Annotated in this window: 14 protein-coding genes, 1 CRISPR repeat array and 1 riboswitch; all 14 genes read left to right on the forward strand. The window is 34.3% G+C overall.

All coding sequences use genetic code 11. The annotated features are described in order from the left end of the window. Positions 1-390: 390 nt before the first annotated feature. The 14 genes from tmk to csn2-St all read left to right on the forward strand — a co-directional run bounded on the left by tmk (position 391) and on the right by csn2-St (position 13,340). Positions 391-1,041 carry a dTMP kinase gene (gene tmk, locus U8521_RS11235; RefSeq protein ID WP_334331648.1) on the forward strand — a complete coding sequence of 217 codons (651 nt, stop codon included), beginning with the start codon at positions 391-393 and terminating at the stop codon, positions 1,039-1,041. 2 nt (positions 1,042-1,043) lie between these two features. Next, on the forward strand, positions 1,044-1,370 hold the full coding sequence (gene darA, locus U8521_RS11240; RefSeq protein ID WP_334331647.1) for a cyclic di-AMP receptor DarA: 327 nt from the start codon (positions 1,044-1,046) through the stop codon (positions 1,368-1,370). 1 nt (position 1,371) lies between these two features. Next, positions 1,372-2,322 (forward strand): DNA polymerase III delta subunit-related protein, encoded by a 951-nt coding sequence (locus U8521_RS11245; protein WP_334352762.1) that lies wholly within the window; start codon positions 1,372-1,374, stop codon positions 2,320-2,322. Positions 2,323-2,333: 11 nt separating this feature from the next. Then, entirely contained in the window at positions 2,334-2,693 is a 360-nt protein-coding gene (locus U8521_RS11250; RefSeq protein WP_135372020.1) for a DNA replication initiation control protein YabA, read from the forward strand. A gap of 14 nt (positions 2,694-2,707) precedes the next feature. Then, entirely contained in the window at positions 2,708-3,580 is an 873-nt protein-coding gene (gene rsmI / locus U8521_RS11255) for a 16S rRNA (cytidine(1402)-2'-O)-methyltransferase (protein WP_334352763.1), read from the forward strand. Next, positions 3,577-4,317: an acyl-[acyl-carrier-protein] thioesterase gene (locus U8521_RS11260; protein ID WP_334352764.1), complete on the forward strand. Its 741-nt coding sequence runs from the start codon at positions 3,577-3,579 to the stop codon at positions 4,315-4,317. The genes rsmI and U8521_RS11260 overlap by 4 nt, the downstream gene beginning before the upstream one ends. A gap of 63 nt (positions 4,318-4,380) precedes the next feature. Next, a riboswitch (THF riboswitch) is annotated at positions 4,381-4,475 on the forward strand. A 54-nt stretch (positions 4,476-4,529) separates the two neighbouring features. Continuing rightward, entirely contained in the window at positions 4,530-5,057 is a 528-nt protein-coding gene (locus tag U8521_RS11265; protein WP_334331643.1) for a folate family ECF transporter S component, read from the forward strand. 64 nt (positions 5,058-5,121) lie between these two features. Next, complete coding sequence (gene tsaB, locus U8521_RS11270) at positions 5,122-5,847, forward strand: tRNA (adenosine(37)-N6)-threonylcarbamoyltransferase complex dimerization subunit type 1 TsaB (protein ID WP_334352765.1); 726 nt, start codon at positions 5,122-5,124, stop codon at positions 5,845-5,847. Next, complete coding sequence (rimI, locus tag U8521_RS11275; protein ID WP_334331641.1) at positions 5,822-6,361, forward strand: ribosomal protein S18-alanine N-acetyltransferase; 540 nt, start codon at positions 5,822-5,824, stop codon at positions 6,359-6,361. The genes tsaB and rimI overlap by 26 nt, the downstream gene beginning before the upstream one ends. Before the next feature lie 31 nt (positions 6,362-6,392). Continuing rightward, entirely contained in the window at positions 6,393-7,385 is a 993-nt protein-coding gene (tsaD, locus tag U8521_RS11280; protein WP_334352783.1) for a tRNA (adenosine(37)-N6)-threonylcarbamoyltransferase complex transferase subunit TsaD, read from the forward strand. Positions 7,386-7,520: 135 nt separating this feature from the next. Then, positions 7,521-10,904 carry a type II CRISPR RNA-guided endonuclease Cas9 gene (gene cas9, locus U8521_RS11285; protein WP_334352766.1) on the forward strand — a complete coding sequence of 1,128 codons (3,384 nt, stop codon included), beginning with the start codon at positions 7,521-7,523 and terminating at the stop codon, positions 10,902-10,904. A gap of 188 nt (positions 10,905-11,092) precedes the next feature. Further along, positions 11,093-12,001 carry a type II CRISPR-associated endonuclease Cas1 gene (cas1, locus tag U8521_RS11290; RefSeq protein ID WP_334352767.1) on the forward strand — a complete coding sequence of 303 codons (909 nt, stop codon included), beginning with the start codon at positions 11,093-11,095 and terminating at the stop codon, positions 11,999-12,001. 11 nt (positions 12,002-12,012) lie between these two features. Beyond that, positions 12,013-12,321 carry a CRISPR-associated endonuclease Cas2 gene (gene cas2, locus U8521_RS11295; RefSeq protein ID WP_334352768.1) on the forward strand — a complete coding sequence of 103 codons (309 nt, stop codon included), beginning with the start codon at positions 12,013-12,015 and terminating at the stop codon, positions 12,319-12,321. Next, complete coding sequence (csn2-St, locus tag U8521_RS11300; RefSeq protein ID WP_334352769.1) at positions 12,318-13,340, forward strand: CRISPR-associated protein Csn2-St; 1,023 nt, start codon at positions 12,318-12,320, stop codon at positions 13,338-13,340. The genes cas2 and csn2-St overlap by 4 nt, the downstream gene beginning before the upstream one ends. A gap of 30 nt (positions 13,341-13,370) precedes the next feature. Beyond that, positions 13,371-13,736: a CRISPR direct-repeat array (repeat unit 36 nt; unit sequence GTTTTTGTACCCTTAAAGATTTAGAAACAGTAAAAC). Positions 13,737-13,792: the final 56 nt, after the last annotated feature.

The raw sequence follows: 13,792 nt of genomic DNA on the forward strand, positions 1-13,792 counted from the left end.
TTCTAGTTATTATCACTATCTAGAATAAAGAAACACAATAAACCCATTAAAATACCAAGTCAAGAATAAGAATAGAATTAGTATTCCTAAATAAATGGAAAGCAAATAATCAATAGTAATGAAATTCAGTCCGGAGTACAAGTCCTGTGATGGCTCAGCCGCCAAATTATCCTTAGTGCTTTAGCACTTAGGATAAGGCCAATCTTTGAGATTTTGCGCACTTTGCAAAAGCTCAAAGTTGTGCCGGCAGCGTTCCAGCCAATCACAGGGCTTGTACGGAGGACGGCATACTAAACAAACCTCAAAAATACAATTTACCACCTCCAAGAAGTTTCATTTATAACCGATTTCAAGTAAAATAGTAGTAACCATCTAGGAGAGATTATTTATATGTCAGGAATATTTATTTCATTTGAAGGACCAGACGGAGCAGGCAAAACTACTGCGTTAAAAAAATTAATGCCACTATTACAAGCAAGAACCGATAAAGAGGTTATCTTGTCAAGAGAACCAGGTGGTAGTCCAATTTCGGAAAAAATAAGAAAAATAATTTTAGAAAAAGAAAATGAAGAAATGGACGCTCGAACAGAGGCTTTGTTGTATGCAGCAGCTAGACGACAACATCTGATTGATGTTATTTTACCAACGCTTAAACAAGATAAAATTATGCTCAGTGATCGTTTTGTTGATAGTTCGATTGCCTATCAAGGTGGCGGTCGTGAGATTGGAACTAAAGCAGTTGCTGAAATTAATAATTTTGCGATTGAAGGTCATTTTCCTGATTTAACGATTTATTTCGATATCACACCTGATATAGGTTTGGCTCGAATTAAAAAAGATCATGAGGGACAAATGGATCGCCTTGAGAAGGCAGCTTTCAGTTTCCATGAAAGAGTTTATAATTCATATCAAGAAATTGTTAAAAATAATCCAGAACGTATCCAAAGCGTGAATGCTGATCAAAATCCTGAACAAGTTGTCAAAGATGTTTTGGATATAATCGTTAAGAGATTCCCAAAAACTTTTGCTAAAGGAGAATAGTCATGAAAGTAATTTTAGCCATAGTTCAAGATAAAGATAGTCAACAATTGCAGGAGAAACTTGTCAAAAGTAATTTTAGAGCGACAAAATTGCCATCAACTGGTGGATTTTTGAAGGCCGGAAATTGTACGTTTATTATCGGTGTTGAAGATGAAAAAGTTGACGATGTATTGAGCATTATTAAGAAAAATTGTCATACTCGTTCACAATATGTTACTCCAACTTTCTTGATGCCAGAAGCAGCAAGTAGTTTAGCAGAACCAATTCAAGTTCAAGTCGGTGGAGCAACTTGTTTCATCTTGCCTGTGGAAAAATTTGTGAGATTCTAAAATGAAAATACAAGACGAGCAACCAAAAGTGATTGCGGAATTTAAAAAGATAATTGCTTCAAACATGTTGTCGCACGCTTATTTGATCGATAGCGCATCATCAAAAATACGCCAACAGGTAGCAATTTGGTTAGCTCAAAGTCAGTTTTGTGATAACTTACGAGACGGCGCACCGGATCAAACTTGCCAAAAATGTCGCACGATTGCCTTGGGTGATAATCCCGACGTCCTAGAAGTGGAGACCGAGAAGCAGAGTATTGGTGTCGACGATATCAAGTTTTTCAAGAAAGAAGCCAATATGACCGCCACTCAGGGAAAAAGGCGAATTTTGATTATCGATGAAGCTGAGAAAATGACTAACGCAGCTAGTAATAATTTGTTGAAAACGATTGAAGAACCTGAAGGTAACTTGATGATTATTTTGTTGGCGGATTCGGCTAAACAGCTGTTGCCAACGATTCAATCACGGGTGCAGATTTTTCATTTGTCGAATAAGAGTAATGAAGATGAGATCAAGAGTTTGGTGGAAGTCGGTTTCAAAGTACCGCAAGCTCAGAAGGCTTTGAAATTTACAGATATTAAATATTTGGATAGCATTACCGGTGATAAATACCAAGCGATGTTGTCGGCAATCACCAATTGGTTGAGAGAAATTAATAAACAAAAAATAAATAGTTTTATTGATATACAGACTGATATCATGCCTTTAGTAGAGAATAAAAATCAGCAACATTTGGTTTTCGACATGTTGAATCAGATTTTTAGTGATATATTATCAATTAGGTACAATTTAGAAAAATCAACATTGACGACTGAGGATTTACTTTCCAACAAGGGGATAAAAAAGATTGTTGAAATGTCTGATGACTTATTCACAGCCGAACAGATGTGGAAAAGTAATGTATCTTTTCAAGCTATTTTAGAAGATTTGTCATTAAAATTTGTGGATTAGTAGGTGAAATCATGTCAGAGAAGGATTTATATGATGAATTTGAAACAATCACAAATCAACTAAATGATATAAGTAAAAAGGTTTCTCTGTTGAAAGAGGAACTGTCCGATACTTTGGAGAAAAACGAGGAAATTAAGTTAGAGAACCAAAATCTTCGGAAACACTTAGAAAAAGTTGGCTATGAGGAAAAGGATTTTAATGGCAATGCGTTGTCTGATTCGCGATTGAATTTGGAAAAACTTTATCGCAAAGGATTTCACGTTTGCCAACAGTACTATGGATCTCATCGTGATAATGATGAGGAATGTTTATTCTGTATGAACGTTTTGTACGGAACGAACTGGAAGAAGAATAAAAAAGTTAAAAAGTAAGGGGAGCTATTTGAATGAAGGAACAAAAAAGTTTTGTTGAAAATTCGAAGGGCTGCCTTTTTTTAGTGCCAACACCAATTGGTAATTTAGAAGACATGACTTTTCGAGCTGTCAACACTTTAAAAGAAGCAGACTTGGTTGCGGCAGAGGATACTCGTAATACTAAGAATTTATTGAATCATTTTGAAATACCAACAGAATTAATAAGTTTTCATGAACATAATACTGCGCAACGTATTCCAGAATTAATAGAAAAAATGAATGACGGTTTAAAAATTGCTCAAGTTAGTGATGCCGGAGCTCCTTCGATCAGTGATCCTGGTAAGGAATTAGTCAAAGCAGCTATCAAAGAAGAGATCCCAGTCATTCCGCTGCCAGGTGCTACGGCTTCAATCACGGCGTTGATTGCTTCAGGAATCGAGCCACAGCCATTTTACTTCTATGGCTTTTTACCTCGAAAGGGTAAGGAAAGAACGCAAGCACTAGCTGATTTGGCAAAGCGTTCTGAGACTACGATTATCTATGAATCACCTTATCGAGTTAAGAAGACGATTCAAGATTTGATCGAACGATTCGGGGATGACCGGCAGATTGCTTTAGCCCGGGAATTAACTAAGATTCACGAAGCCTTTTTACGGGGAAGTTTGAAAGACGTTGCTGCCTATTACGAAGACAACGATCCTAAAGGTGAGTATGTTTTGATAATTGCTGGAAAACCGGAAGAAGAAGTTGCGGTAAGTTCTGACCAAGATCTGATCTCAGCAGTAGATAACTTGATTGCCTCTGGTAAAAAACCTAACAAAGCAATTAAGGAAGTTGCCTTGACTAATGGCTTGAAGAAACAAGCTGTCTATAATCTTTATCATGGAATTGGAGAAGAAAAGTGACTAAAGAAACCTTTTCAATTGAAACAGAAGTACCATATTATTTTGTAAATTTCACAGGTGATATTCGTTTGTCGGCTTTGATCGATATCATGCTGTTGACGTCTGAAAAGCAGTTGCATCAAGCTGATGTTGATAGTACTGAGATGGTTGAGAACAATGGCTTAGGTTGGGTAGTGGTTCAATATCATTTAGACATCTTACAAATGCCTACCTTGGGTCAAAAGTTGAAAGTGACGACTCAAGCAACGAGTTATAACAAATATTTCTTTTATCGTAACTTCTGGGTCGAGGATTTAGATGGAAACGTCTTAGCTAAAGCTCAGAGTGCTTTTGTTTTGATCGATATTAAAGAACGGAAAATCGTCGGTGCAGCGGATCGTTTGGATAACAAATTTGGAGCTGAAGAAGTTAATCGGATTCAACGCTTTAACCGAATCAAAATTCCAGATGATTATGATTTCAAACAGAAACAACATATTGGCTATTACAACATCGATGTTAATAAACATGTTAATAATTCATATTATTTCGATTGGATGATCGATACACTTGATACTGATTTTATTGCCAGTCATCGAATTAAGAGTATGGATATAAAATACGAAAAAGAATTGAATTTGGATAGTCAACCAGTAGCCTATGCAAAACTTGATAATACGAATAATAAATCTATTCATTGGATTAAAGACGGTGACGTACTGAACGTTACTGCTCAGTTTGAGTGGGGAAATAAATAAAATCCAAACTAATCACTTGTAACCAAAAATATTTGTGCTACTATATTGAGGTACTAAAAATTATTTGGAGTAGGATTCAAGGCGTTAAGTGCTGATGGAACGGAATGTGAACATCGGACAAAGAGTTTACTCGCGATCTTGTTTCCGCATTCGCCACTTTATATAGGCCTCTTTTATATGCGGTGGCAGCTCCGTTTGGGAGATGTCGGATTATGAACAACAGTAGGACAAAGGTAATTAGTGTTCAAGAAGTTACGTGGATGGCACTGTTGATAGCTTTACAAATGGTTTTAGGAAAGTTATCAATCGGTAGCAATACTTTGAAGGTAGGCTTTAGTTTTATTGCAATTGCTTTGATGGGGTATTATTTTGGACCATACAAGGCTGCAATTGCTAACGTCTTGGCAGATATTATTGGTCATACAGTTTTGCCTTCAGGTAGTAGTTTCTTCTTTGGTTTCACCTTGTCAGCACTTGTGGCAGGTTTGATTTATGGGTACATGTTACACAACCACAAAGTAACAGTTCTCAGAACGTTCATCACCGTGTTATTGATTACGGTAATTGTTAATACAGCAATGAATACCTTGTGGATTCAGATGATGACCAATTTACCGGTCATGACTTTATTGGTACCAAGACTTGCCAAAGAGGCATTTAGTTTGGTTTATCAAACAGGACTTTTGTATATCGTTCTTAAATGGATCGATAATTCAAAATTTAATAAAATCGGCCTATAGGTCGATTTTTTTTTTGGATAAAAATTATGTGTTAAAATAATTCTATTAAGAATGAGGGATTATTATGAAAATATTAGCATTTGATACATCCAATAAGCCATTATCCGTTGCGGTAGTTGTTGATGGCGAAGTTTTAGCACATATTGAATCAACTGAGAAAAAGACCCACAGTGTTTCACTTTTACCAGATATTAAAAAAAGTTTAGAAAAAGCCAATTTATCTGTTGATGATATCGACTTGATTGCAGTTGCTAAAGGACCTGGTTCATATACTGGTGTTAGAATTGCTGTCACGGTTGCAAAAGTTTTAGCGGATACTTTGAATAAAAAATTAGTCGGTGTTTCTAGTTTGAAGTTGTTAGCTGCTAATGGTGATAAGAAACATCTCTTAGTTCCTTTGATGGATGCTAGAAATGACAACGCTTTTGCCGGAGTTTACGTTAATAATCGGGATGGTCGTCTATTAACTGTGATCAGTGACCACCATACTTCAATGAAAAATTTATTTGAAACTTTAGAACAATATGAATCACAAGAATTGGAATTTATCAATGCAACACCAAGATTAACCGAATTAATTCAAAATCATTTTCCTGAAGCAACGATAATTTCTACTGAGGATTCGTTGCCAGATGCTGCTAAATTAAGTAAAATTGCAGAGACGACACCAGCAGTTAAGGATATTGATAACTTTATCCCAACCTATTTGCGTCTCACGCAAGCAGAGCATGACTGGTATGCTAAAGGTAATAAGGAAGACAAGAATGTTTCCTATGTTGAAGAAGTTTAAAAGTATTTTAAGTAGTAAAACGGAAAAGTTTGATTTTGATAAGCAGTTAGTTACGATTGACGGACAAGAATACACCTTGCGTAAAGCTATCCAGCAAGATGCCATCGAATACATGCGAATTCAAGAAACCATTTATCCTATTCCTGTACCATGGCCTATCGATATTGTGAAAATGGAAATTGGTAATAAGAATGCGCTCTATTTGTCATTGGAAAATAAAAAGGGAGTAGTTGCCTTCATTGGAATTTCCTTGAGCGATAAAGTCGAGTCACACATTACTAATTTGGCGGTTCACAGTGAATTTCAAAAATTAGGAATTGGCCATCTACTTTTGAATCAAGTTTTCCATTATTGTCGAAAACGTAACTTTAAAAAGATGTCACTTGAAGTTGATGTAACTAACGATTCAGCCATTGCTTTGTATAAAGCCTTTGGTTTCAAAGTCAAAACAGTTCATAAACGGTATTATTTTAGAAATCATCACGACGCTTTAGAAATGATGGTTGACCTTTAAGGAGATTATTTTGAAAAAAGATACATTAATCATGTCATTTGAAAGTAGTTGTGATGAAACTTCTGTCGCAGTTATTAAAAATGGAAACGAAATATTATCAAACATAATTGCAACACAAATCAGGAGTCATCAACGTTTTGGAGGCGTAGTTCCAGAAGTAGCTAGTCGTCACCACGTTGAAGAAATCACCCATTGTATCAATTTGGCATTAGAAGAGGCTAAAGTTGGCTATCAAGATTTGGATGCCGTGGCCGTAACCTTTGGACCAGGACTCGTCGGTTCATTATTGATCGGTATCATGGCTGCTAAGACGGTCGCTTTTGCTCACAATTTGCCTTTGATCAAAGTTAACCATTTGGCAGGACATATTTATTCAGCAAATTTTGTAACTGATTTACAATATCCATTCATGTCACTCTTGGTATCTGGTGGTCACACTGAAATAGTTTTAGTTACCGCTCCAGGAGTTTTCCAGACGCTTGGTGACACTAGAGATGACGCCGTCGGTGAAGCCTATGATAAGATTGGGCGAATTCTTGGCATTAACTATCCAGCCGGTAAAAAAGTTGACCAAATGGCTACTAAAGGTAAAGATACCTTTGATTTTCCACGTGCCATGGTTCAAGAAGATAACTTAGACTTTAGTTTCAGTGGTTTGAAGAGTGCCTTCATCAATCGCGTTCACCATGCTGATCAAGTTCATGAAGAACTCAATAAGAATGATCTAGCTGCCAGTTTTCAAGCTGCAGTTTTAGATATTTTAAGTAACAAGACTTTCAGAGCCTTGAAACAACATCCAGTTAAGCAATTGATCGTAGGTGGGGGAGTTTCCGCTAACCAAGGTTTGAGAAAACGTTTGGCACAAGAAATTAAAGAACGTAATTTAGATATGGAATTAGTCTTTCCTCCACTTCGCCTTTGTGGAGACAATGCCGCAATGATCGGTGCAATGGCTCAAATTCAATACGACAAAGGTGATTTTGCCGATTTGGATTTGAATGCTGACCCTAGTTTGGACTTTTAATAAATATAATTTTAGTGACGGACACCTATTTTTTTATAGGTGTCTTTTTGGATATTTTGGAAGTTTAAAATATGCTATAGTCAAACTAGTGAATTAAATAACGAGCTTTTATTGAGCTACCTAGGGGATGTAGAGATGGCAGATAAGATTAGTTTAGGTTTGGATATCGGTGTTGCTTCAGTTGGTTTCAGTGTCTTGAATATTGATCAAGCAAAAATTGTTGAATTGGGTTCGCGACTCTTTAATGCTAAAATTGCTGAAGAAAATCAAACACGTCGAGGTATGCGTGGTGCCAGAAGACGCTTAAATCGTAATCGTCAAAGACGAAGTGATACAGTGAAACTATTTAAAGAATTTGGTTTATTGGCTAAAGATTCTAAATTTGACTCAGAATTTAATCAAAACTGGAATCCTTATGAAATTCGGGTCAAAGGATTGAGTGAGCAATTATCAAAAATTGAATTAGCCTATGCTTTATATCAGATCATTAAGCATCGTGGAATTAGTTACGCTTTAAAGGATGCCGATGTGGATGAAGATAGTGGCAATGATTATTCAAAGAGTCTGAAAATCAATAGTGATGAGTTAAAGACTATGACTCCAGCTCAAATCCAATTACAAAGATTGCAAGAATATGGAGCGGTTCGTGGAAAAGTCGTGGTTGGTGAAGATGACAACCAGACTGTTTTACTAAATGTATTTCCAACTAGTGCTTATGAAAAAGAAGCTAAGCAAATTATTGAAGAACAAAAACAATTTTATCCGGAAATTTTGACGAGTGAATTCTTTGAACAATACTCCAAAATTTTGACTCGTAAAAGAGGCTACTTTGAAGGTCCCGGAAATGAATTATCGCGAACAGATTATGGTATTTATAAAACTGATGGTCGAACGCTTGATAATTTATTTGAAGAGTTGATTGGTCATGACAAAGTTCATCCTAAAGAATTACGGGCCTCGAGTGCTTCTTATACGGCACAGTTGTTTAATTTATTGAATGATTTGAATAATTTACGAATTCTTAGTTTAGAGGATCAGAAACTCACAACTGAAAATAAAAAGGCCATTATTCATGAATTGAAAACTAGTGTTAAAACTGTGCAAATGGTTAACTTAATTAAAAAAGTTACGGGTTGTGATAAAGATGATATTAAAGGTTTTCGAGTTGATGATAAGGACAAACCAGAGATAAGTTCGATGAGTATTTATCGAAAGGTCCATAAAGATTTTCTAGCTGATGGAGTTGATATCTCTGATTGGCCAGCAGAATTTCTCGACCGTTTGAGTTTTATTGTGACGCTTAATACTGAAAATGGTGAAATAAGAAAACAATTGAAAAATCGCTTGCAGCCTGAATTTAAATTTTTAACTGACGATTTAATTCAGTTTATTATCGATCATAAAGCAAGCTTTAAAATTAGTACTAATCATAAATGGCATCGTTTCTCAGTTAAAACAATGCAGGAATTGATTCCGATTATGGAAGAACGTCCAGTTGAACAGATGACGCTCCTAAATGAATTAGGACTGGTTAAGAAAAATCAACATCGTTTTGAAAATAATAAATATTTACCTTATCGAGAAATTGCTAAGGATATTTATAATCCAGTTGCATCAAAAGCGGTTCGTGAAGCTTTAAAAATTGTTAATGCCGTGCTAAAAAAGTATGGCAAAATTGATTATTTAGTTGTGGAAATGCCTCGAGATAAGAATCTGGATGAAGAAAAAGATCAAATTAAGAAATTCCAAAAGGAAAATAAGCAACAAAAAGATAAGGCATATATAACTTTTGTTGATGCTATTGGGGATGAGAATAAGGTTAAAGCTGCTTTGTACGGGAATCATAAGTTACAAACTGAAATTCGATTGTGGTATTTGCAAGAGAAAAAAGATCCATATTGTGATAAATTAATCGATCCAGATGATTTATTGAGTAATCCAGATAAATTTGAAATTGACCACATTATTCCACAATCGATTTCTTTTGATGATAGTTTAAACAATAAAACACTGTGTTTTGCTTCGATGAATCAGATTAAGGCACAAAAGACCCCATTCGAATTTATGAATGAAGGTCATGGTATCGGTTATGATAAATTTAAAAAAATAATTTTAGGTAATAAAAATTACGGTAAAGCTAAACGTGATAATTATTTGTTTGAAGAAAATGTCAATGATATTGATACTAGAAAGAGATTCATCACTCGTAATTTGGTTGATACAAGATATTCTTCAAGAATAGTTTTGAACAGTTTGCAAGAGTTCTTCAAAGAAAAAAATGATGGAACCAAAGTGACAGTTATTCGTGGAAAATTTACTTCTAACATGCGTAAGCACTGGAATATTAATAAGACACGTGATACTTTCCATCATCATGCCATTGATGCCTCAATTATTGCCGCAACACCATTTTTAAATATGTGGAAAAAGGGCAGTACTATTTTCCCTAAAAATGTTGGTGAGTCGTCAATCGATATTACTACTGGTGAAATTTTAGACGATAAGAATTTTAATAAGACGATGTACAGTGAGCCTTATGCTGGTTTCTTCAATGAATTGAATAACGCAGATGATAGAATCAAGTTTTCTCATCAAGTTGATAAAAAGATGAATCGTAAAGTCAGCGATGCGACGATTTATTCAACAAGAAAAGGTCAATTAGCAAAAGACAAACAAGAATCTGAGTATGTCGTAGGTAAAATCAAAGATATTTATAGTGTCGATGGCTATAAGAAATTTAAGGCTCTTTGTGATAAAGATGAAACGAAATTCTTATTAGCCAAATATGATCCAAGAAGTTTTGATAAATTGGTTGAGATAATGAAAAATTATCCAAATAAAAGAGAAGTTGAACAAGCAAATGGCAAATTTAAAGTATTTGACATCAGTCCATTTGAAAGTTATCGACTTGACCATGGTATGGTTCGTAAATATGCGAAAAAAAATAACGGTCCAGTAATTAAACAACTTAAATATTTGGATAAGAAGCTCGGTTCTCATATTGATATCACGCCAAAAAGCGCTAAGGATAAGCATGTCGTTCTACAATCATTAAAACCTTGGCGAACAGATGTCTACTTTAACCACGAGACCAATGAATATGAAATTATGGGTATTAAATATTCAGATTTGAAGTTCAATAAAGGTGAAGGATACGGAATTAAAAAAGCTAAATACTTAGAGATTAAAAAACGTGAAGGAGTGGCTGATACTTCAGAATTCATGTTTAGTTTGTATCGTAAGGATCGGATTAAAGTTGAGAATTTGGGGACGCATGAATCGGTTGAATTGCTGTTTTGGTCTCGTAATGCTGTAAGTAGTGGGTATGCGGAATTGAAGCCGATTGATAAATTTGACAATAAAGATGGTGACTATCCTATTTATGGGCATTCAAAAGGGCAGATTATAAAGAAAATGATTCCGAAAAATTGTAAGATTTGGAAAGTAAATACAAATATTTTAGGTGATCCATATTACCTTGAAAAAGAAGGAGAAAATCCAAAAGATATTCTTGATTAATCCTTTTGATATGGTAATATCTTAGTTGTAAGGGACGCCTTATATGTTTGAATATTCATTCGCTTAAAGTTTTAGTTTTACTGTTTCTAAATCTTTAAGGATCTACAAAAATAAGGATTTATTCCGAATTTACCACCTATTTGAAAAAATAGGTGGTTTTTTTTTTATCAAAATTTGGAGGTTAAATCATGGCTTGGAGAATTGTCCATGTCAAAGAAGGCGATGAATTACGATTAAGATTAGATAATTTGGAGGTGCGTAAAAAGGAGGATAAGGTTTATATTCCATTAAGTGATATTTCAGTGGTTGTTTTGGAAGGAAATCGAACTAAAATTACGACAAAACTATTATCCAGCTTAAGCCAGAATAATGTTGGCTTAGTAATTTGTGATGATAAATATTTGCCTGTCGGAATGTATTTACCGTACGGACAGTACCATCACTGTTCTAAAAGGGTTATTAACCAAGCAGGATGGACTCCTGAACAAAAAGGTATACTTTGGAAAGCCGTAGTTGGCCAAAAAATGAATAACCAACTAGGATATATCAAATATTGCGGAGTGGATAGTGACAGAATCGAATTGATAGAAGACTTGATTGATGGACTAGAAATCGGAGATTCTACTAATCGTGAAGGCCACGTTGCTAAAGTTTATTTTGATTCACTTTATGGAAAGTCATTCACAAGGGATGAAGATTGTCTAATTAATGGAGCAATGAATTTTGGGTATGCGATTATTCGATCTAGTATGGCTAGAATTGTGGTCGGAAATGGATTAATAACGATGTTAGGTATATTTCATCGTAATGAGTTTAATAGTTTTAATCTGGCTGACGACTTGATGGAACCATATCGTCCATTGATGGATTATTGGGTTAATGAGTTTGCTCTAAGTGATAAAGACTATTTGACTTATGAATCAAGACTGAAGATTATTGAATTTATGAATCAAAAAATTGTCGTCAATAATAAGAAAATGACGATCAGTAATTCCATGCAAGAATACGTTAATAGTTTTGTTACAGCTATCGATCAAACTGATCCAACTTTATTAGTGAAAATTACGTTAAATAATTTTATAGGTGAAAAAGGATGAAATATCAAAATATGAGAATGATGTGTATGTTTGATTTACCCATGGAAACTACAAATGAAAAGCGCAATTATCGAATCTTTCGAAAATCTTTGTTGAAGAATGGTTTTACAATGTTACAGTATTCAATTTATTGCCGAGCCGTCCAAAATCGAGCGGCGGCTAAGAAATATGAAAATGATATAAAGAACTATTTACCACCACATGGTGAGGTTAGATTAGTGTACGTTAGTGAGAAACAATATGGTGATATGCAAGTGCTTGTCGGCAATAGAAGTAAGCAAGAGCTATTAGTTGGAAACAAGGAACTGGTAGTCATATGATGTTGAGTATTGAATTAGAAAATCAAAAATTCTTAGATATTGATCTAGATGAATCAGTATATATTACTGGTCCTAATCAGAAGCAAATGTGGAAAATTTTTCGTAGTTTGTACTATTACTTCAATAAAGCTCCACAATTGTCGACGAATATTTATGGTGATGACAAAATTGAAATTACTTTTGATGATGAGGCTATGTCGGTTAAAAATAATGAAACCTACTTTATTAACAGTAGAGAAAGTATTTATAACCAAATGATTTATAAAAAGAATTCCTTGTTATTTGATTATCTGAATAGTCAGTCAGATAATATAGAAGTCAATCATAATCTGGAAAGAATGAATGACGAGCTATTAAAAATAGAGTTGAATTTACAAGATACTTTGGATGAGAATTCTAATAATTTAAAAGTTTCTTTTCAAGAGCAAACTTATTCGGATTTATTGAAAAATAATTTGATGATGAATTATGAGTTAGATAACAGTATCTATCCTTTGGAATTCATGGATACAGAAGCCTTGTTAGATGAATTTCTGAATTTCCTTAAATTTAAACTTGATAATGATGGACATACAGTTTGGTTGATTCTTTACAATTTAGAAAGTTTTGTTTCCGCTGAAGAGATGTACAATTTTGTTTTGAAGGCAAAAAATATGGCAGCAGAATCCGATATGAAATTAATAGTCATCGGCAACAGCTTAGAGAATATTCCAATCTGTGAGCATGATGTCGAAAATATTGTAATTGCGGCCGACGAATTTCATCAAATGTTACCTTTTGAGAATTTGCTAGAAACTATAAAGCTACATTATCCAGCCGATTTCTATTGGAGTCCTGAAGATACAGTAAATGCCATAAGGAGAATTGCTCCACTTGTTGGATCAAGTAAAAAGATGTTTATATCTAGTAAAGATTTGGTATTATTGAAAGTAGTAAATGAGATTTTAGGTTACGAGACGTCGTTTAACTTAGAATGTAGTTTACTTAATAGTACGGAGACCAAATTTTTGAAAGATTAATTAGATATTTAGTTATTTTTTGAATTTGAGGTTTTTGTACCCTTAAAGATTTAGAAACAGTAAAACTATCAACAGAAAAATTAAAAGCCTTACAAGGTTTTTGTACCCTTAAAGATTTAGAAACAGTAAAACTGTTTATATGGACTATAAACAAATTGTTGAGTTTTTGTACCCTTAAAGATTTAGAAACAGTAAAACTTCGTGATATATTGATATTGTCGAGAGACGGTTTTTGTACCCTTAAAGATTTAGAAACAGTAAAACAATTCAATAAAAAAAGACGGGTCCAACTGTGTTTTTGTACCCTTAAAGATTTAGAAACAGTAAAACCGGATTATGAAGATAAAAAAGTTAATACAAGTTTTTGTACCCTTAAAGATTTAGAAACAGTAAAACCGGATTATGAAGATAAAAAAGTTAATACAAGTTTTTGTACCCTTAAAGATTTAGAA

Source organism: Companilactobacillus miaonis, from assembly GCF_036913615.1.
Lineage (GTDB): Bacteria > Bacillota > Bacilli > Lactobacillales > Lactobacillaceae > Companilactobacillus.